We start from the raw sequence: 20,824 nt of genomic DNA on the forward strand, positions 1-20,824 counted from the left end.
GTATTAGTATGTCAAAGGCTGGCGCTTTTATTCACGGCCCCGCCACATGATAACAGCGTTTTCGCCGTTATCATGATAATAACCCTTGCGGATGCCCGCTGGCTTAAAATCCAATTCCGTATACAACTTCTGAGCCGGCAGATTGGATTCCCGCACTTCTAGAGTGAAGCTGGTCAGGCCGTTTTCTTCCGCCACCTCCATAAGCGACGTCACCAAAGCCCGCCCAATGCCTTTTCGCCGGTATTCCGGAGCTACTGCCACGTTCGTGATGTGGCCCTCGTCCAAAATGGCCCAAAGTCCAGCATAGCCTACCAGCCGACCCTCAATCTCAGCAGCAATGTAAAAAGCCCGCTGATTTAATTTCAGCTCATAAGCAAAAGATTCTTCGCTCCAAGGGTCTGCAAAGCAAACTCGGTCCAATCCGGCCATCTCCTGAACATCGTCCTCTTGAGCAGATCGGATAATCAATTGACTCATGTCATTCACCGCTTTCCATCTGAACGTTTACTGGAAGGTTCTGAGCTTCTTGCCGCTTCCTCTCTGCTTCGGCCTCTTCCAGCTTCCGTTCTGCCTCTGCCTTTCTCATGTAATTCGGTGTCAGTGCCTGCGGGGAACAGACTTCCCCTTTTTTATATAATTCCAGGGCCAATTTGGCAACAGAAGACGCATTTTGATAGCGAATTCCTGGTTCTGCAAACTTGACTCGTATATTGCTATTTAACGATGAATTTTGCCATTGCTCGATTTGAGCCGCATAGGCTTCGACACCATCTCCAAAGAAAGTAATCTCTGCCGACTGAGCTCCCAGCACTTCTTGCAAATTCTCCAGCAGCTGAGCCAGCAGGCAAGCACTGCCCTTCACGACCTCTACCGGGGTTCCATCTTCTCTCCACCGATAGGCACCACCATAAACCTGCCCTCTCCTAGCGTTGAAAATGGGGCAGTAAATACCTTTTTGTCGCTCCCCATTATAAAGAAAAGTCTCTAGTGTGGGGACTCCAATGCAGGGTAATTCTAAAGCCTGAGCCAATGCCCGAGCGGTGGACACGCCGATACGAATACCCGTAAAAGAACCGGGCCCCTGAGAGGCTGCAATCGCTGTCAAATTGTTTATCTGCAATTTACTTTTTTCGAGGATCTCTCCCACCATGGGCATTAAAACCTGCAAATGATTCAGCGTTTCCGAAGAACGGACTTCGAAAATCTGCCCTTGTTCATCGATTACCGCTACGGATGCCGACGCCCCCGTAGTCTCAATAGCTAATATATTCATTCTGCCGCCTCCAGTCCTTCTATGTCGTAAATTCGCTCCCCTTCCTGAGAGCCATACGCAATACGAATCACAATGGCCTCCTCCGGCAACAGCTCTAAAATCAAATCTGCCCATTCCACCACAGATACGCCCTGTCCGAAAAAGTATTCTTCATAGCCGATCTCAAAGAGCTCATCGGGATCGCTGACCCGGTACACGTCAAAATGGTACAGTGGCAGTCGACCTTGGTGATACTCCTGTACAATAGTAAAGGTAGGGCTGGTGATGGCCTCCTGGATACCCAAACCCTGGGCAATATATTTAGTCAGAGCCGTCTTACCAGTGCCCAAGTCTCCGATGAGGGCCACCAGGCTGCCGGGACGTAATCGGTCCGCCAGTTTCAAGCCGAATTCTTTTGTCTCTTGTTCGTTTTTTATCACTAATTTATTCATACCTTTTATTGTACCACAAGATAGACACTAATAAAATACAAAAAGCCTCTGGCCGTGGTTTTGCAGGATAGCTTTTCATCTAATACACACTAAATAAAAAGCCGCCAACAAAAGCCGGCGGTCTTCCTATACACTATAGTTACAAAATAGGGGCAAAACATTTCCCCCATTTCGGCCTTTACAAAGAAGCCTTGATATTTATCCGCTGAGTCTCCTGCTCCCAAGTAACGTCTGCTCCAATGCTTTCAGCAATAAACCGAACGGGAACCATAACCCGGCTGTTTAAATTTCTGGCTGGTACGTCCAAGAAGATTTCTTCTGGTGCTCTGCCATCGTCAAAAATATTGACAACGGCCTTGTCTTCTCCAACCTTCAATTGTATGATTCTACTATTATTCTGCAACGTCGCCGTGTTCGTTGAAGCATCCCAATCTACATTATAATCCAATGCTTCAGCAATTCCTCGCAGGGGAGCCAGTGTTCGGTTATTATCCAGAACTGGTTCTTGGTCCAGATAAAGCCATTTATTATTCACATACACGTTGATCTTTCGAGACTGTTTGATGGGACTTTCAATGGTTAGCTCCTTATTATCGGCAGTATAGGCTGTCGCATATCCATTTGTAAACCCCTGGGTAGCCGTATATTGACAAGGAATAACCAGATTTCCGCTCCGATCAATATAGCCCCATTTTCCATCTTTCAATACTTCTGCTAAGCCTTCCGAATAATCCTCAACGTTATCATAAATCAATCCGGTTATCGGATTGCCTGCCCCATCAATAATACCGTATTTACCGGCTTTCCCAAGACGACCTCTGTCTCCACTAAATCCCCCGATAAAATCATACACTGGAGGCACCAAGACTTTTCCATCGATGCCGATATATCCCCCGATTCCGTATAATTGTTTTTCAGCAGCAACAACGCCAGAAGTATTGCTGGCTGTATTCCAGAAAGTAGCATACTCAAAGGCCGTGAGGATATTGCCATGCCAGTCGATGACCCCGTATTTATCATTGCTCATCGCCCCAATTCCGCGAAAACTTGAAAAAGGATCGTAAAGTAATTTCTGATATCCCCTAGAAGCAAGCTTTCCGTCCTGATCCATAAGGTACATCAGCCCATCTTTTGTCGCAATCCCTTTTTCTCCATCAAAGTAGCTCACCGAAGTAAAGCTGGAATCAAAGGTTTTTATCTTCTCCCCTTTGGTATTGATTGCAAAAATGGTGTTTCCCTCTTGCAGAGTACCAATCCCATTGGTAAAGTCAGAAGCTTCTTTGTATCGGCATTCTGCCAGCACCTTTCCTTCTTCATCAATATAGCCGTATTTATAATCAGGGGTACCTAAATACATGATAACCTTCCGAACGCCATCATAGGAGGGGCCTACGGAATCATAAGTTTCGGCTCCAGTCTCTGCGGATACGCTGATACTGGACAGGATTAATAAAAGGGATATGGATAAACATATTCTTTTTTTCATAGCGCTCTCCTCTTTTTTATTTTAGATTGTCTTACATCCGCGCTCAAGGCCAATCCTCATTCCTCTTCGGAACTATTCACCGGGCGATAAGGCGCAATCCTAAGAAAAGAGGCCATCCAGAAGCTATTTTTTTGAAATTAATTATATCATATTTTCAACTATTTTTACATATTTTTTATCCAAAATCAAGCAATTTTAAGATATGATTTCAGCACCCAAATGATTGATGAATTCTATGTCATGGGTAATAACAATCACAATTTTTCCTTGCGCGGCTAAACCCTGAATCATATGACTGACTCTTTCCATGTTATCTAAGTCAAGGCCGCTTGTGGGTTCATCAAAAATAAGAATACTTTTCTGACATAAACAGCCATCCACAACCGCTAATCGTTGCTTTTGCCCCCCAGATAGGGCCATTGGGTGCATTTCGGCAAAGGAGTCTAATTGCATTTGCGCTAGTACACTCATAGCGGCTTCACCCGCAACATCATTTCCCAGTTTTGCCTCTGATAAAACGCTTTCTGCAAACAACTGATGATTTACATCCTGCATAATCAAAAAGCTATTTTGGCGCAGAGCTTTTGCGGTCATCGGTTTCCCATTCAAATAGATGTTGCCATGTTTGCAGGAACGCAATCCGCACAGCACCTGTGCCAATGTAGTTTTACCGGCTCCGTTTCGGCCAACAATCGCGATTGCTTTTCCCTTTGGCGCATAAAAGGAAAGGTCCTTCCACAGCAGCTTTTGATTTCGTTTTATTTGCACATTATTGATTCTCAGACCACTGTTATCAGGCTCTCCATTTTCAGCAGTCAAAAGGGTCACCGGTTGTATCGAGCGAAGCCCATAGTTAGCGCGCTCCTTTGTGCCAAGTGCACTGAATTGCTTATTTGTCCATTCCCTGACGATTTTACCATTCTCCATATAAACAGCACGATCCAATAATTCCGCCAAATACCATACACGATGCTCGGCAATAATGACGGTTTTCCCCGCCCGCTTTAGCTGACGGAGTAGTGTTTTCAAACGGTGAATTTCCTCCTGATCCAGATTAGCCGAGGGCTCATCCAACACGTAGACATCAGGGTTTCCCATATAAGCAGAGGCAATGGCAATTTTCTGCTTTTCCCCTCCTGATAACTCAAAAACGCTTTTGTTCACCAGACTTTCAAGTCTATATTCCATAAGCACATGCTCCAAACGAGATGCCATCTGCTCCTGCGGCAGTCCCATATTCTCGATTCCAAAGACCAGTTCACTTGTTGTATCTAAATTAAAAAACTGTGTCTTCGGATTTTGAAAGACAGAACCTACCGATAGAGAAGTCTTCCATATTGGCTGCTCTGTAATATCCTGTTTGTCAATATAGACATGCCCTGACAACATTCCCTCTGTCTGTGAAGGAATTATGCCATTAAGCAGTTTTGTCAAAGTAGTTTTTCCGCAGCCACTCTTTCCACAAAGTAAAACGAACTCTCCTTTGGAGACATTTAACGAGCAGGCACAAAGACTTGGTTTTTCGCTCCCCTCATAGCAATAAGAGACTTTTTTTAATCGCACCATTTTCTCACCCCCGAATTATTGTAAATGCCGTCAGTCCACCAAAATACAGTAATGCCAGCGCATCTCTCAAGCGGAACTTAATTGTTATATAGGAAGTTTTAGATGCAGGATTCTCAATCCCCCGGGTAACCGCAGACCTTGCTAACTCTTCACCTGTGTTAACGGCACTCATCAATAGTGGAACATAGAGGCTTTCAACCTTCTGTTCCAAGCGCTTGATATTGCGAAGACGCATAGCTCCCCAGATTGCAAGGGTATCATCCTTTAGGGCGGGAAAGTATCTGGCAGAAACCACAGCTGCTATGGAAACAGGCAACGGAACATGCATCCTGCGAAAGGCTTCTAATAATACTCTTACTGGCGTAGTACCCACAAAAAGGGCCACCATGGCACTGCATGGCAGTATCATTTTGAAGTAAATAAAAATAGATAAAATACTAGCGAGCGTAACATGTACTCTTGGGATCAAAAGTAGTTGTATCGCGAAGAGAAAGGCATAGCTAACCAGCAGATTAACCATTGCCTTTCTCATATCAAACAACCACATGCAAATAAAAATGCTGCCCATTAAAATCCATTCCGTGTATACTTCTGGATGTGAAAACACAATAACTACTGACAAAACAATTAAAATCATGCCGATTCGTGGATCAAAACCCTTGTGCTTTATCCGATTCATTTCGTCCCCATGGCAATGCCTGCCTTTATAAAATGCTTCTTCATCAGCTTAAATCCAAATAGTCCACCTATTATAGCTCCAATGGCAATACTCGCTATGATAAGCAGAATAGTTGAAGTGGAGACCAACTGGTCAAGGGCCGCAAGGTAATCGGCATTCATCCCGAAATTTGCGGAATATTCCAGGAAAGCAGCTTTATTGACCCAAAGTTGATAGAAATCACCGATAAAGCCAAAGGAAAAAATCACATAGGACAACAGAATCCAGGACTCCTTTTGAAATCTGCCACATCTTAAACATATTTCAGCTAAAAAGCCTGCAATGATTCCGGAGATCAGTATGTATATGGATGCCATTGTAAAAATAACTCCGGTAATTAAACTAATAATAAAAATGGGACCGGTATGTCTGGTCTTTGCTACAATTAGCATATAAACCGGACCGATGAAAAGCGCATCTAAAGCGTGAGAGGCAAACCATGCAACCGGAAAAATCCCCCCCAGAATCATAAATATAAATCGGATAGCGACACACACCACCCCTAAAACCGACGCCATAACAATGTCTTTTGTTGTTAATTTGCTGCGTAATTCACTACTCACTTCTATATCCTCCTGTACTATTTGTTTGTTGAAATGACAAATTCTTAAAAATTATTTGAGCATCATCTTTCTGCCACCAACGGTTATCTTATGCTAACATTTAAAGGATATTATCATATTTCAAGAAGGTTTTCTATGCTTGTTTAAGTTATTTAGGTTCATATAGCAACCAATGTTTGCGTTGACAGCCCCACAGGCCTAATCTATAATGAACTAAAATAAACGGAGATTTTACAGCAGTAAAGGTTATTCTTATGCAAGCAATTATGAATGATATTTTAACGAAAAGCAGCTCACTTCCTGGGGTGACCCTTAGAAAAGGCCCAGACAGCAATGAACTCATCTTGCATACAGCAAATGGAGAGGGAAGGATGGTTTTTTATACTCTTTTTTCCGGAATACATTTAGCTTATATTAATGTTGAAGCTTTAAGCTGGCCCGAATCAGACACAAATGCTGAGTGTAAACCTTTACTGATTAATTATTGTGTCAGTGGACGAAGTGAATTGCTCTTAGTAGATAATACCTATATCTATATGAAGGGAAAGGATTTATCGGTTAGCAAACAAACCGCACAAAAAGAATACATTTTTCCAACCAAAAATTACGAAGGTCTAAAAATGTACTTTGATTTAGATTTAATTGATAAGGAGAGTAAAGACCTATTGCAATCTTTTGATATTGATATGAGAAAGCTTGAGCAGATTTATTGCAGAAATGGAAAAACCTATATTGTAGAAGGGACTAATAGAGTTGAAGGCATTCTCAAACGAATCTGGGATCTATCCGAACACCCCTCGATTTTTCATATGCGAATGTATGTGTTAGAATTAATCGATCTCTTGCTTAAAGACCCATTATATTCTTTAAGGCCTTGTACTTTTTATACAGGAGTTCAAGTTGAAATTGCAAAAAAAGCAGAAAACATTTTAATCACTAATTTGCATAAACATTATCCCATAAAAAAATTAGCAGAACGATTTTCAATCAGTGAAACAAGTTTGAAAAATTATTTTAGAGGCGTTTACGGGCAAAATATTTCAGTATATCTGCGTGAGTATCGAATGAATAAGGGCGCTCAACTCTTAGCTGAAACACAAAAACCAATTTCTGAAATATCCGCACAAATAGGATATACCAATCAAGGCAAATTCGCCGCGTTATTTAAACAGCAGTTTAATATGACACCACTAGAATATCGACGTGTAAAGCGATTAGAGAAGATTTAAGTTGTTTATAAGATGTTTTTGCTAGCAAACAGCCGCCTGTAGGCGGCTGTTTGCTTAATATGCTGGAATCTAAGAGACCGCTGCAACCTATCGGTGCAAAAAACCAGAGATACGCTTGTACAGGAAAAAGGTTATCACGGCGTTCAGCCCTGCCTTTACGACGTTGAAGCCGACAATGAAACCCATCACATCTTTGACTGCACTCACCGGCCAGCCGGTGAAAATAGGCGTAATAACCAGGTTAGCGCCCACCATGACCACCGTCATAACAAGGACCCCCACGGTCAGCGCAAGGGCTGCTTCTTTCTTGCCCTTTCGTCCTCGGTAAATAAACCCGGATGCCAACACGAAAGACCCTGTAGCCAACGTGTGCATGATGATGCCGTATATACCGCTGCCTGCACTGACCGTAGTGCCCTGAAGCACCGCCGTGACTACGGTCAGCAGAAGGCCTGCCATAGGGCCAAAGGCAAAAGTGCCGATGAAGATGGGGATGTCTGCCGGATCGTATTCCATAAAGGCTACCGCTGGGAATATGGGAAAATGTACAAGATATACTAAGACCACGGAAATGGCTACCAGCATACCCATTTTAGCTAATTTTACGGTTTTGTTTTGTGCTGTCATTTAAGTTCTCCTTTTCTTTCCAGTCGGGGTTCTCGCCGGACACATGAAAGCCCATACAAAAAACCCTGAGACTGCTCTCAGGGTTTGCTAAACTGAAATAGATGTCCATCCAAAGGACAAACCTGTTTCTTTCATCCGGACTATACCGTCGGTATGGGAATCTAACCCATTCTGCCTGTTGGCTCGCGGACTTGTAGCTCTTGCGCTCATTACCGCCGGTGAGGACTTACACCTCCCCCTGAAACATTCTTTATTATATTTTATTTGTTAAACAACAACATTATATACTTACTGCGCCAATCTGTAAATAGCATCCGCAAAAATTTTCGCATTTAGCACCAACTTGTCTACTTCCACGTACTCATTGGCTTGGTGGGACAAATCCAAATCACCAGGGAATACGCTGCCGAAAGCGACCAGATTTTCTGCGGCTCGTGCGTAAGTACCTCCACCGATGACCAGTGGCTCTCCTGTTTGATCTCCAGTGTGTTCCCGGTAGACTGCCATCAAGGTTTGAAGCAGCCAATCCTCCTTAGCTCGGTAGAGAGGCGGCTGGTGCTTCAGCTTAACAATGCCCATATTATATTGGTTAACTAGCGGCATCATGGCCTCATAGACCACTTCATCACTATAGGTCACCGGATAGCGGATATTAATTGTCAAAATCAAGGCTTCGCCGTCCAAGTCTACCTTACCTACATTGAATATCAGCTTTCCCGACTCGTGATCAGACAGGCCGCAGTCCATAGCGGTCCCGTCTAGTTCAAACCCGATATGCTGACGGTAAAACTGCACAAATTCATTTACATCATCGTTGATTATGTCAATTCGGCCTAAAAAATCTAACAGCAGCGAAATGGCGTTGAGGCCTTTCTCCGGCTCTGCTCCATGAGCCGATACTCCGCAGGCGGCGATTTCCAAGCTCTTTCCCACGCCCTTACAAGTCAGCTTGCCTCCATAAGCGGGCTTCCCTTCCTGCTCGCATTGCTCCGCCCGATATTTGGCCGCCAATTCTCGAACCTTATCGTAAGCCCCTGGCTTCTCCGAGCGAATAACAGCCCTGGCGTAATCTGCTACCGAGTTGGCCGCCGTGCCGCCGCTGAGGCTCCGAAGCTGGATTCCCTTGCCTACAGTCTTGCCAATCTTCTTGGCTAGCTGAAAGACCAGAATACCCTTTTCCCCTTGTATGGCGGGATAATCTGCATCCGGTGTAAACCCCAGGTCCGGGGCTTTTTCCTTCGACAGGTAATATTCCATGCCCTTCCAATTCGTTTCTTCATCCAAGCCAATGATTAGCCGGACCTTTTTTTCCGGCACAAAACCGCTTTCCTTTAAAGCTTTCATGGCATAATAAGCAGCTACCATCGGTCCCTTATTATCGAGGGCCCCTCTGCCATAAATCTTTCCACCGTCAAGAACCCCGCCGTAAGGGTCATAATCCCAGCCGGAACCTTCTGGCACTACGTCCAAATGACCCAAAATGCCCAACACTTGGTCACTGGTGCCGACAATCTGGCCTTCCTCGTCCAGCATATACCCGCCGAATTCCAAATGGCCGCCATAGTTATCCACGTTTTCCACCTCAAAGCCATCGGCCTGAGCCTTCTTCAACAGATACTGAAAGGCTTCGGCTACGCCGATTCCAAATGGCGCTCCTTCAACAGGCTGGTCCTCCACGCTTTTAATGGCGATTAACTCCTGCAAGGTTTTCACCATATCATCTCTTGATTCTTCAATTATTTTTAAGTAGTCCATTGGCATCCTCCAACGCCGCCTCTGCCCGGGATAAGTGCCCAGAAGCTTTCAAAGTCTCATTGTCTTGCAATTTCTCATCTAGCGGAATAATCTCATAGACCGGCTTATCTCCCAGGTGATATTTTTCTACCCAGGTAGGAACAGCACTCATGGAAATCTCTGTAATCTTCTTTTCAGACTTCATGTACTTCAGTTTCACCTGAGCCATCATACCTTCTTCTGTATAGCGGTTATCTAGCGTCTCCGTCCGCTGGTTGGAAATAAAGTTACCCATGCTGTAAAAAACAGGAACAGTTTTGCCGGTCTCCGCATTTTTCAGGTATTCCATCTCCTGAAGCACGTGAGGATGGGAGGCAAAAATGACGTCTACATCCATCTGATCCACTGTTTTCTGGGCCATGGATTTCTGCCATTGGTTAGCCGCCGTCTGATATTCCTCTCCCCAGTGGTAATAAATCAGTACGATGTCTGCCCCAGCAGCTCGAGCTTGGCCACAGACTTCCTTAATCTGCTCCAGGTCCTCGTCCAAGGTTTGATAATTAAAGGAATTAATCAGGGCTGCATCCGTATCTGATATCGCCCGCCCATTTATACCAGTTGTGCTTCCGCCGGTAGGCGTCTCAAAAGTATAAGGAATTACCGCTACCTGAAGACCTTTGACCTCAGTCATGGCATAGCGAAGTTCCTGCTGATCCAGCCGGCTGCCGGCGGTGACGAACCCTTTAGCTCGCAACACCTCCAGAGTCCGCTTCATCCCAGCCCCGCCCCGGTCCATCATGTGATTGTTGGAGGTAATGGCTACATCAAAACCTGCATCTTTCAACGCGTCTGCCAGCTCGTCCGGTGCACAGAACTGTGGGTATCCGGAATAAGGCGGACCGGCAAAAGTGGTCTCTAGGTTGCACAAAGCCAAGTCTGCCTGGCTGATGTAGTCCTTTACATATTTATAATTGTTGGTATAATCATATCTCCCCGTCTGCTGGTTATATTGACCTTCCAGCTGCGGCTTGTGTACCATCACATCTCCTACGGCCAAGATGCTCAAGTCAATGGGCAGCTCCTGCTCCTGCTGAACAGGGCTCTCCTGCCCGTTCCCCCCTGCTGTTCCCCCGCTGCACCCACTAAAAAGCAGTGGAAATGCCACTAGACACCCCACTGCGATCCAAGTCCATAGGAGAAGCGCTGTCTTTCTTTGTTTTCTTTCAGCGTTTTCCATCATAATCCTCTACTATACGTTTTCCACTCCGGCGATTTCTGGGTAAGATTCCTTTAGCAGCCGTTCAACTACAGCCTTTAAGGTCATCGTAGCCCCTGGGCAGCCGGCACAGTGTCCCTGCAAACGAACCTTAACGATATTCTCCGGGGTTAACTCTACAAACTCAATATCTCCGCCGTCTCTCTGCAAGTAAGGACGAATATTTTCTAAAGCATCTTTAATTTTATCTTCCATATTGTATTTCTCCTTTTTTCTGCTTTTCTGGGTTGTTATTATTTTACCACAAAATCAATGGATTCAACACTAAATATTTCTTTTTTCCTTTTCGCTACTCAACTATTTTGTTCAAGTTCCGTGAAGCTAGTATAAGCTAACGATAGCCGGTTCCATCGTGTAGGCAGATATAGCTTGCCCATTTACGATTTTTTTCACTACCACGGATTTAATAGGATCTCCATTCATGTCAAAGGTGATGGTTCCAGATGCTCCTGGGAATTCCCTGGTACTAGCAATGGTCTTGCGCAGGGCTTCTCCATCTAAAGCTGTACCAGCCTTGTTCAAAGAATCCACGGCAATCATGTAAGCATCAAAACCTAAGGCCGCTGAACTATCTGGAACAGCATCCTGCCCATATTTTGCCTTGTACGCTTTTTTGAAATTGTCCGACATGATAGTCGTGCTGGTGTTGGGATCGAAAATCGTGGAGAAAGACACACCCTCTGCTGCCTCTTTTCCAGCCAGCTCAATCAGCTTCTGGGAATCCCACTGGTCGGTGCCTAAGAATAAAGCGGTAACCCCGACTTTCTTCGCTTCCTTTAAGATTTCCGCAGCCGCCTCCAGCTTTACCGGCAGAAAGACCACTTGAGCGCCCGATTCCTTAATCTTTCGCAGATTGGCTTCCAATTTGTCCTGTTGGTCCATATCATAGTCGCTGGAGACGACTACCGCATTGGCGTTGCCTGTCATCTGGATAAACTTGTCCGAAAAAGTCTGCGATACGGCGATAGCGTAATCATCATTCTCCGGCCTCATGATGGCCGCGGTGCTCACCCCCAGAGATTCCACTGCGTATTTAGCCAATACCACGCCTTGGAAGGAGTCCAACAAGCAGACCCTAAAGTAAAAAGGGTTATAGCTGGTCACCAGGGGGTTGGTGTTGGTAATGGCAATAGCCGGCAGCTGGGCCGCCTCGAAAATCTTCACTGCCGCCAGAGAATTAGCGCTGCCGTAGCTGCCCAAGACAATGGATACCCGCTTGTCCACCATCTCCCGGGCCACGCTCTCTGCCACATTAATATCCGATTTATTATCTCCGTAAACTAACTCTACCTCCTTACCCAAAGCTTTGGGAAACATGGCGTGGGCTAGTTCAATGCCTCGCGTCTCCATTTCACCCATTTCCTTGTCTTTCCCGCTCAAGGGTTCAAAGATGCCAATTCGTACGGTGGATTCCGGCTCCTTCTCTTTATCAATAAAGGTCCCTTTAAAGTTGTCAAAGGTAGCACAGCCTGCCAGATTTAATGCCAGAACTAAAGCCGCCGCTGCCAAAACCGTCTGTTTCACTTTACCGGGACGCCTTGCTTTGTTGTATATTTTAGCTTCATCAGATTTCTTCGTCATAGTCGTTCTCCCTTTTCACCCTCAATCCATTCCTGGCAAGCACTTTACAGAGGTTTCTCCTCTTGTCTCATCCAGTAATAGAACATTCCCATCATACCAAATTCCAGGCCTTTTTTCAAGTCGTTTGCACTGCTCCGCTCTATTCCCTTCTATTCTGGCCTAAACCCGCTTGTAAGCAAGCTTTAAGCAGCTTCTTTGCTTATTGCTTTACCCCGATGCTCCCCTGTCTTTAAGGCGGGGTTTGCTATAAAAGCTTAAAAAATATGTTTAGTTTGTTTATTTCAAGGTATAAATGAAGTATAATGAATACAATAACGTACAGCTCCTGCAAGCTTGTTTTACCAGCCTTGCGGGTAAGCTGGCGAAAAGTAATGTTGAAAATGGAGGATGAAATTATGAAATGGACTTGTTCAGTTTGCGGTTACACTCACGAAGGTGCTGAGGCACCAGAAAAATGTCCACAGTGCGGCGTTCCTGCTGAGAAATTTATCAAGGTAGAGGATGGCGCCAGAGAATGGGCTGACCAGCATGTAGTAGGCGTAGCGAAGGGTGTTGATCCTGAAATCATCGAAGGTCTTCGTGCGAACTTTACTGGTGAATGTACCGAAGTAGGCATGTATCTGGCTATGGCTAGAGTGGCTCATCGAGAAGGCTATCCAGAGATTGGTCTGTACTGGGAAAAGGCTGCCTGGGAAGAAGCGGAGCACGCAGCTAAGTTTGCAGAGCTTCTGGGTGAAGTAGTTACTGATTCCACAAAGAAGAATCTGGAGATGCGTATTGAAGCCGAAAACGGTGCTTGTGCAGGGAAGAAGATGCTGGCAGCGAAGGCGAAAGAACAGAACTTAGATGCCATCCATGATACCGTACATGAAATGGCCAAGGATGAAGCTAGGCACGGCTGTGCATTTGAAGGACTTTACAACAGATATTTTAAATAAGAGAAATCCGAACATATTAAGCCCCTTGCTAGCAGGAGATATCCTGTTGGCAAGGGGGTTTCGTATTTTTACATAAATCAATTTTAGAAAACATCTTATAAAATATAGCCTTCTTCCTTTTCACTATCGCCTTTCATATAAACTGCCTGTATACTTCTAGCTGGTGCAGGTGTAAAATATTATATACTTTATCTGACAAAAGGAGAAATAACATGTCAAAGAAAAAAGATTCCTCTAATTCTGGATTAGCTATTGGCTTAAGTTTCGGTCTGATAGCTGGTTTACTTTTTAATAATCTAGCATTAGGCCTGTCTTTAGGGTTAGTCTTTGGCTTATCATTTGGTAAAATTTTCACTAAATAATCTTAATAAATTGCCGTCATCTGTACCTGATTTTGTAGAGATTCTCCTTGATTTTCCGTTCAAGACAAGACCTCCCGCTTGCTTTCTATCTTAAATAGATTCCTGGAGCAGTGCCAGCATATGCGGGCACAATTGTTAAACAAAAAAGGCTGCCCACTAAAAGCCCGACTTCTGCGTTTCATTGACTTATGAATGGTATTATGTTAGCCTTAGATGAACACCATGATAAAATCTATTTTATTGAAGGAGAAGCCATTACTATGCCCCAGATTTTTGATGAACACGGGCGGGAAAAGCTCCGGGTACAAATGCTTGAAAATGGATTTGAGCTAATTAAGCGTTTCGGTCTGAAAAAAACCTCTGTAAAAGATATTACAACAGCATCCGGCATTGCCACAGGCACATTTTATAATTTCTTTAAAACAAAAGAAGAATTTGTTTATCAAATTATTCTGCATAAACGGGAGCAATCAAAAGCCAGCTTTCAGGCGCTAATTGATCAGAGCGACATGCTGGACAGAGCGGCCTTTCGGCAATTATTACAGACTATTTTCTTTGCCGACAACAATATCTTTGAATATTTAAAGCCGGAAGAAGTAGCCATGCTATATGCCCGCTGGCCAGAAAATTACATGAAAAAAGAAGGCACTGCCGAACAGACAACGATGTGGATATTAAACCATGTTTCCCATAAAAAAATGATTGTGACTGGAAAGTCTTTGCGAATTTCTGCAAAGCCGTGTCACTCATTCGATATGGCAAAGAAAACCTCTACCATGAGGCTTATGATGAAATGATGGAGCATATCATCAACATGGTTCTAGATTATGTGATAGGAGAAGAATCTTGAATCTGGTGCTCTACAGCCTTATAAAGTAAATAAAAATTCCCTGTAAATTAGATCAGTTAAAAATAACTGCCCATTTTACGGGGAATTTTTTAATTCTACCCAGATGTTTCTAGTTTCTCACCCCAGTTATGCCGCTGCCATCACAAGAAACAACAGCGCAATTGCGGAAACCATAACCCAAAATGGATCCTACAATCACATCGCTGTCTGCCTGAATCGTACCGCTGGCTTGGCAGTTTACAAGGTGCATAGCCGAGGAAGCAGGATAGTATTTATTGTAATTCGGACCGCAGAAGCCGCTGCCCACGATACCGCCGATACGGTTGGCCCCTGCCCCTGCCTGAAGTGTCAAGCCAGTTACCTCACAGTCTTTAATCAGCGTAAAGTTCTCGGCATTGCCATCAGCAGCCGCTGCTCCTTCATTAACAATACCGGCATAGCCCAACAAACCACCAATCATGATTGCATTGGCACCAACCTTAATTGTAACATTTTCTGCTTTGCAGTTGATTACCTTATCACTTTCAAACGCACAGCCGGCCAGGCCACCGATGCCGCTGACTCCCATTGTGATGCCTTCATCGTGCATCGCTTCCGTTGCCGTAACTGTACCGGTGACAGTGCAATTGGACAGACTGCCGCCCTCCAGACCACCACCTAAAATGCCTGCGCCGCTTCCCCCCGCAGAAGTTAAGAGCACATCCGCCTCTACGGTGCAGTTTTTCATATTGGTATTTTGGGCACTACCAACAAGACCTGCCGCATAAAAGCTGCCGGCAACTTTGTTTTTGCCTGAAATGGAGATATCCTTAATCGTAATCCCGCTTTCAGCAGAAGGCATCGACATCCCTACAAGCGCACCGGTACAAGACCCTGTAGAAAAAATGGTTGCATTCTTTATTTTCAGGTTCTGGATAGAAGCCTCCCCTGCCAATCCGCCGAACAAACCAGTCCCGCTCATATCACGCTGGCCCACCTCTTCCCGGTTAATGGTTAAATTTGAAATTGTATAACCGCCGCCGTCAAAGCTGCCGGTAAAAGCCTCCTCCGGAATAGCACTGACATCCCCATTATCGGGGTCCCTTGGTACATATGCACCAATAGGAATCCAATTGTATCCGGTCAAATCGATGTTGTCTATCAAGACAAAATGCTTGTCCAAATAATTGTGAACACGAGCTAACTGTTCCTTGGTAGCAATTTGCCAAGGATTTTCTTTTGAGCCGTCCCCCTCAGCAAAAGCGTCAGCAGCAGCCAATACAGCGGTTACTGTCGGGCCCGTATAAGTCCCCGCCGACTCTGATTCCAGTGTTTGAACCGCATCTACCTCTGCCAAGATTACAGCTTTTGCCGCATCCCCTGCCCCTACTTGATTACCTGCACCGGTTATCCCGCTGCCATCACACGAAACAACAATACAGTTGCGGAAGGCATAACCCAAGATGGAACCTACGATAACATCGCTATCAGCTTGAATGGTACCAGTAGCCTGACAATCCACAAGGTGCATTGCAGAGGAAGCAGGATAGAAACTATTGTAATTCGGTCCGCAGAAGCCGCTGCCCACAATGCCGCCGATGCGATTGGCACCGGCACCTGCCTGAATCTCCAAGCCGGTTACCTCACATTCTTTAATCAGAGTAAAGCCCTCGCCATTGCCATCAGCGGCTAATACGCCCTCATTGACAATACCGGCATATCCTAATAACCCACCTATCATGATTGCATTAGCGCCAACTTTAATCGTAACATCCTCTGCCCGGCAGTTAATGACCTCCTCGCTTTCAAAAGCGCAGCCAGCCAGACCTCCGATACCGCTAACCCCCATTGTTGTACCTTTGTAATTCATGGCTTCGGTTGCTGTAACCGTACCCGTCACTATGCAGTTGGACAGGTTGCCACCTTCCAAGCCGCCCCCCAGAAGTCCGGCTCCGCTTCCTCCCGCAGAAGTTAAAGTGACGTCAGCCTCTACGGCGCAATCCTCCATATTGGTATCTTGAGCACTGCCAAGAAGACCTGCTACATAAAAACTGCCGGCGATTTTGTTGTTCCCCGATAGATTGATATTCTGAATAGCCTCCTCGTTATCCTCAGCAGACATGGACATGCCGACAAGGGCCCCCGTACAAGATCCGGAGGAAAAAATCTCTACATCTTCAAGATTTAAATCATAGATGGAAAAGTCATCTGCCGTTCCGCCAAACAAGCCAGTGCCAGACATGTCTCGTTGCTCCAGGTCGTCCCGGTTAATGGTTAAATTAGAAATTGTATGACCGCCGCCGTCAAAACTCCCTGTAAAGGCCACCTCCAACGTCGCGCTGACATCTCCCGCATCTGGATCCTTCGGCACATATTTGCCGATAGGAACCCAATTATATCCATCCAAGTCGATATCTCCAGTCAACAGAAAGTGTCCATCCAAATGCTCTTGCATCAAGGCCAGTTCTTCTGCCGTATCAATCTCCCAAGGACTTCCGCTTGATCCATCTCCGCCGCCATCAAACGATGCTGCGACCTCTATCTGCTTTGTTACATCTGGACCAGTATACACTTCCGTGGAATCCTCTTCCACGGTCTGAACAGAGTCCACCTTTGCCAGAATTACTGCTATCGCCGCATCTATCGCCCCAACTTGGTTGCTCACATCGAGCTTGTTACTGGAGCTGCCTTTGGACTTGCCGCTCGATTTGCTGCTGACAGGAGTCGTTGCTGGAGCAGTAGCACTACCGTTAGTGGTGACAGTGCCTGTCCCTGTTATCGCAGAAACTTTCCCTTCCCCTTTTGTGGTCATATCTACAGAGGTAGCCAGTTTATCTACATTTGCATCCTTTGCTACTTCTAAGCTGGTTCCTTTAGCCGTGCTTGTCACTTCTACGGTCTTCACGGTACCAGTTACCGCCAGCTCGGAGTTAGGCGCCGCATTCACTAAGGTAGTAACAGTCCCTGCTACTGACACCTTCGCACCTTCTGCTGCCTGCGCGACGTTAATCGTTGTTACCGACGCTTCTTTTGCTACGGTTAGATTCGCAGCCTCTATCGTAATACTTAAAGTAGTAATACTGGCCTTTTGTACTACCACCGGTACATCTGAGACCGCAACTACCAGCGCCCCCACCTTACCTTCTACCAATACATTCTTTTTGCCATCATTGACCACGATTTGACTTACCGTTGAATCTTCTGAGGCTGCAACCCGTACATTGCCATCGACTTTGGCAATCACCAGATTTTCAATTGAACTATTTCCTGTAATGCTGACAGAATTGATGCCGCCGCCTCTGACAATGGTCTTCCCCGTAACCTTAACATTATCAAGAGTAATCTCTCCGCTGCCGACACCATCACCAAGGATTAAGTCCCCATTAACGATAAGGTTCTTTAAGGTAACATCTGGTACATTAACCATCACATTGCCCGCAGCTACTACTTCCGTAAGTGTTCCAGCCGTGTTAATATACTGCTTAACCATGTTGTCCATGATTTTTGCAAATTCCGCTCTTGTAATATAGTCTGTTGGCTTGATCAAGCCGTTCGTTCCTGAAAGTACTCCTTTTTCCACAAGTGCACTGATACTTGGTGCTGCCCATGTCGCAATACTGCTTTTATCCTTAAAGGAAGTTAAAGCTGTACTCGATCCATCAGCGGCTTCCATTTTGAAGGCCCTTGTTAAAATAGTAAAGGCTTCCTGTCTGGTGATTTTATCGTTTGGTCTCATCGTTGCAGCAAGCTTCATGGTTCCCATATGGACAGCTTTTGCCATATCTCCCGCATACCAGGCCCCAGATCCCACGTCGCTTACGCCGTTTAAATCCGTTGTTTCTTCTGCCCCAAAGGCTCTATTTACTACGGCAGCCATTTCTGCTCTGCTCAATGTACCTCTTGGCTTAATATGTAATCCGTCTGTTTGTGGATAGCCTTTCAGCAGGCCATTTGCTACTGCATTGGAAAGGGCCTCTGTAGACCAATCCTTTGGCATATCTGCAAAGGTAGCCTCTTGAACATCCGCAGCAACTGCCGTTTCTGCATCAGCAAAAACTATAGTGGGCGTATAACAAAAGGCCACGGCAAAAGCCAAAAAAGCTGCCAAGAATCTTTTTGTTCTTTTCATGTTTTTCTCCTTTAAGTATATGATTTAATGAATATATAAAGATATTTGTTCATGCAAACATCATCATGTTAGCATAAGCTAACCATACTGTCAATCTATTTCTTTGTTTACATACCTTTCTGTCTGGGTATAAATCTTTTGTAAAACAATGGAAAATTCCCCTTGCCATGGATATTTTTCATGGGTATAATAAACTCTATAGATTATATTCGGCATTGCCGCAAGGGAGCGTTCATTAAATCATGCTATAGCATAGCTTACATGGTACAATGATAACAAAAGTATGTAAAATAACACATTGCACAAAGGAGAGTACGAATATGAAATACACTTGGAGCAGCGATTTAGAAACAGGAAACAACACGATTGACCAACAGCACAAACAGCTAATTACCGCCATAAACGATTTGCTGGATGCCTGTTCACAGGGAAGAGGCAGAGATGCCTTAAAAGAGACCACGAAATTTTTATATGATTATACGGCAAAGCACTTTGCTGACGAGGAACGTTTACAGCTAGCCAGTCAGTATCCAGATTACATAAACCACAAGCAGTATCACGAGGGCTTCAAAAAAGTAGTAGCGGAAATCGTCGATCAGCTAGACAAAGAAGGACCGACTCTGGCCTTGGTTAGCAAGGTTAACACCAGCATTGGAGGATGGCTGCTCAATCACATCAAAAAAGAAGATGTAAAAGTTGCCGCTCACATCCAATCTAAGCAGTAAGACTAAATAGTTATCAACACTATACCGCCTGAGCATCACCTAAACTTGGGCGGTATTTTTGTGCGCTAGAAAGCTTAAAAATTATTCTGCAAACCCACTTTTATTGGCAAATATAATATGATATGATTTAGGAGATATAAAAGATTTTTATTTGGCGAAAGGTATGGAGTACCGCCCGCTGCAACTGCTGATTTTATTAAATAACGAAAGGAAATTTCTATGAGCACAAATGTGACAAGGTACCCTCTGCTGGAGGTGGATTTAAAAAAGTTCAGAGAAAACATTGATTGTATGACTAAACTTTGTCAGGACAAAGGCATTGATGTGGCCGGCGTAATAAAAGGATTTCACGCTATCCCCGAGATGGTGAAGGAATTTGACAAATCTGCTTGCAAATACATCGCCAGCTCTCGGATGGAGCAGATTATCGATGCCAAAGAAGACGGTTGTGAAAAGCCCTTTTTTCTGATTCGACTGCCCATGCTCAGCGAGGTAGCCGACCTGGTAAAATACGTGGATTACAGCTTGAATAGCGAACGGACCGTATTGGACAAGATTAACGAAGAATGCCAAAAACAGGGAAAGCGCCATGGAGTTGTTCTGATGGTAGACTTAGGCGATTTGCGGGAAGGCTTCTGGGATGAAACCGAGTTGATTGATACCGCCCGTTATGTGGACAGTCAGCTGGACGCCATAGATTTACTAGGCATTGGCACGAATCTTGGCTGCTATGGCTCCATCAAGGCCACGCCAGAAAAGATGAACGATCTGATTTGTCTGGCAGAAAAAATTGAAGCAGTTATTGGTCGGCGGTTGGATATCATTTCTGGCGGCGGCACCACTTCTGCCATCATGGTCTTTGATGACACCATGCCAGAACGTATCAACCACTTGCGGATTGGCGAAGGCATCATTCTGGCTCACGATTATGAATCCCTCTTCGGCGTGAAGGCGGATTTTCTAAATCAAGATGTTTTTACCCTGAAAGCTCAGATTATTGAAGTCAAAGACAAACCGAGCTATCCTGTAGGCGAGCTGTCATTTGACGCCTTTGGCCATGTTCAGACCTATGAGGATCGTGGTATCCGTCGACGAGCCTTAGCGGCTTTAGGCAAGGTAGACTTCGGCGATCCAGAGATGCTAATTCCGAAAAATGATAAACTGGAGATTCTGGGTGCCAGCAGCGATCACCTCATCTTAGATGTGGAAAACTGCAAGGATGACATCAACGTAGGCGACATCGTGGAATTTGACCTGTGCTATGCCACCATGGTATACCTGACCAGCTCTAAGAACGTGCATATCGTTGCCAAATAATCATATAAAAGTGACCACCAAAAAGGGCTGCCTCATGCAG

Annotated in this window: 19 protein-coding genes and 1 riboswitch; of the genes, 6 read left to right on the forward strand and 13 right to left on the reverse strand. The window is 45.0% G+C overall.

Annotated elements, in window-relative coordinates; all coding sequences use genetic code 11:
- Positions 1-27: 27 nt before the first annotated feature.
- The 7 genes from rimI to Ami103574_RS14380 form a co-directional block, all read right to left on the reverse strand.
- Positions 28-477, reverse strand: coding sequence for a ribosomal protein S18-alanine N-acetyltransferase (gene rimI / locus Ami103574_RS14350; protein ID WP_163067644.1), 450 nt, complete (start codon positions 475-477; stop codon positions 28-30).
- Between the two features lies 1 nt (position 478).
- Entirely contained in the window at positions 479-1,273 is a 795-nt protein-coding gene (gene tsaB / locus Ami103574_RS14355; protein ID WP_163067645.1) for a tRNA (adenosine(37)-N6)-threonylcarbamoyltransferase complex dimerization subunit type 1 TsaB, read from the reverse strand.
- Positions 1,270-1,704 (reverse strand): tRNA (adenosine(37)-N6)-threonylcarbamoyltransferase complex ATPase subunit type 1 TsaE, encoded by a 435-nt coding sequence (gene tsaE / locus Ami103574_RS14360; RefSeq protein ID WP_163067646.1) that lies wholly within the window; start codon positions 1,702-1,704, stop codon positions 1,270-1,272. Before tsaE ends, tsaB begins: the two co-directional genes overlap by 4 nt.
- 178 nt (positions 1,705-1,882) lie before the next feature.
- On the reverse strand, positions 1,883-3,190 hold the full coding sequence (locus Ami103574_RS14365) for a WG repeat-containing protein (RefSeq protein ID WP_163067647.1): 1,308 nt from the start codon (positions 3,188-3,190) through the stop codon (positions 1,883-1,885).
- A 195-nt stretch (positions 3,191-3,385) separates the two neighbouring features.
- The gene (locus Ami103574_RS14370; RefSeq protein WP_163067648.1) at positions 3,386-4,756 is read right to left on the reverse strand and encodes an ABC transporter ATP-binding protein; all 1,371 of its coding nucleotides are present in this window, start codon (positions 4,754-4,756) and stop codon (positions 3,386-3,388) included.
- Between the two features lie 4 nt (positions 4,757-4,760).
- The gene (locus tag Ami103574_RS14375; RefSeq protein ID WP_163067649.1) at positions 4,761-5,435 is read right to left on the reverse strand and encodes an energy-coupling factor transporter transmembrane component T; all 675 of its coding nucleotides are present in this window, start codon (positions 5,433-5,435) and stop codon (positions 4,761-4,763) included.
- Complete coding sequence (locus Ami103574_RS14380) at positions 5,432-6,037, reverse strand: MptD family putative ECF transporter S component (RefSeq protein WP_163067650.1); 606 nt, start codon at positions 6,035-6,037, stop codon at positions 5,432-5,434. The genes Ami103574_RS14375 and Ami103574_RS14380 overlap by 4 nt, the downstream gene beginning before the upstream one ends.
- A gap of 254 nt (positions 6,038-6,291) precedes the next feature.
- On the opposite strand from Ami103574_RS14380, the gene Ami103574_RS14385 reads away from it, so the two are divergent.
- Entirely contained in the window at positions 6,292-7,266 is a 975-nt protein-coding gene (locus tag Ami103574_RS14385; RefSeq protein WP_246213157.1) for a helix-turn-helix domain-containing protein, read from the forward strand.
- Between the two features lie 87 nt (positions 7,267-7,353).
- Here Ami103574_RS14385 and Ami103574_RS14390 read toward each other — a convergent pair whose 3' ends face one another.
- The 5 genes from Ami103574_RS14390 to Ami103574_RS14410 form a co-directional block, all read right to left on the reverse strand.
- The gene (locus Ami103574_RS14390; RefSeq protein WP_163067651.1) at positions 7,354-7,893 is read right to left on the reverse strand and encodes an ECF transporter S component; all 540 of its coding nucleotides are present in this window, start codon (positions 7,891-7,893) and stop codon (positions 7,354-7,356) included.
- 119 nt (positions 7,894-8,012) lie between these two features.
- Positions 8,013-8,143: riboswitch (FMN riboswitch) on the reverse strand.
- Positions 8,144-8,181: 38 nt separating this feature from the next.
- On the reverse strand, positions 8,182-9,648 hold the full coding sequence (gene pepV / locus Ami103574_RS14395; RefSeq protein ID WP_163067652.1) for a dipeptidase PepV: 1,467 nt from the start codon (positions 9,646-9,648) through the stop codon (positions 8,182-8,184).
- Positions 9,626-10,864: a CapA family protein gene (locus Ami103574_RS14400; protein ID WP_163067653.1), complete on the reverse strand. Its 1,239-nt coding sequence runs from the start codon at positions 10,862-10,864 to the stop codon at positions 9,626-9,628. The genes pepV and Ami103574_RS14400 overlap by 23 nt, the downstream gene beginning before the upstream one ends.
- A gap of 12 nt (positions 10,865-10,876) precedes the next feature.
- Positions 10,877-11,098, reverse strand: coding sequence for a NifU family protein (locus Ami103574_RS14405; RefSeq protein ID WP_163067654.1), 222 nt, complete (start codon positions 11,096-11,098; stop codon positions 10,877-10,879).
- Between the two features lie 126 nt (positions 11,099-11,224).
- Complete coding sequence (locus tag Ami103574_RS14410; protein WP_163067655.1) at positions 11,225-12,484, reverse strand: ABC transporter substrate-binding protein; 1,260 nt, start codon at positions 12,482-12,484, stop codon at positions 11,225-11,227.
- A 395-nt stretch (positions 12,485-12,879) separates the two neighbouring features.
- Here Ami103574_RS14410 and Ami103574_RS14415 point away from each other — a divergent pair, with 395 nt between their 5' ends.
- The 3 genes from Ami103574_RS14415 (at position 12,880) to Ami103574_RS14420 (ending at position 14,581) form a co-directional block, all read left to right on the forward strand.
- Positions 12,880-13,422 carry an NADH peroxidase gene (locus Ami103574_RS14415; RefSeq protein WP_330587107.1) on the forward strand — a complete coding sequence of 181 codons (543 nt, stop codon included), beginning with the start codon at positions 12,880-12,882 and terminating at the stop codon, positions 13,420-13,422.
- A gap of 212 nt (positions 13,423-13,634) precedes the next feature.
- Positions 13,635-13,784, forward strand: a complete 150-nt coding sequence (locus Ami103574_RS15685) for a hypothetical protein (RefSeq protein ID WP_170295613.1) — start codon at positions 13,635-13,637, stop codon at positions 13,782-13,784.
- A gap of 308 nt (positions 13,785-14,092) precedes the next feature.
- A complete protein-coding gene (locus Ami103574_RS14420) occupies positions 14,093-14,581 on the forward strand; it encodes a TetR/AcrR family transcriptional regulator (protein ID WP_163067656.1) in 489 nt (162 codons plus the stop codon).
- A gap of 162 nt (positions 14,582-14,743) precedes the next feature.
- On the opposite strand, the gene Ami103574_RS14425 is transcribed toward Ami103574_RS14420, so the two are convergent.
- Entirely contained in the window at positions 14,744-18,742 is a 3,999-nt protein-coding gene (locus tag Ami103574_RS14425) for an S-layer homology domain-containing protein (protein ID WP_163067657.1), read from the reverse strand.
- 320 nt (positions 18,743-19,062) lie between these two features.
- On the opposite strand from Ami103574_RS14425, the gene Ami103574_RS14430 reads away from it, so the two are divergent.
- Positions 19,063-19,467 (forward strand): bacteriohemerythrin, encoded by a 405-nt coding sequence (locus Ami103574_RS14430; RefSeq protein WP_163067658.1) that lies wholly within the window; start codon positions 19,063-19,065, stop codon positions 19,465-19,467.
- Between the two features lie 219 nt (positions 19,468-19,686).
- Positions 19,687-20,784: an alanine racemase gene (locus tag Ami103574_RS14435; RefSeq protein ID WP_163067659.1), complete on the forward strand. Its 1,098-nt coding sequence runs from the start codon at positions 19,687-19,689 to the stop codon at positions 20,782-20,784.
- Positions 20,785-20,824 lie beyond the last annotated feature (40 nt).

Source organism: Aminipila butyrica, from assembly GCF_010669305.1.
Lineage (GTDB): Bacteria > Bacillota > Clostridia > Peptostreptococcales > Anaerovoracaceae > Aminipila > Aminipila butyrica.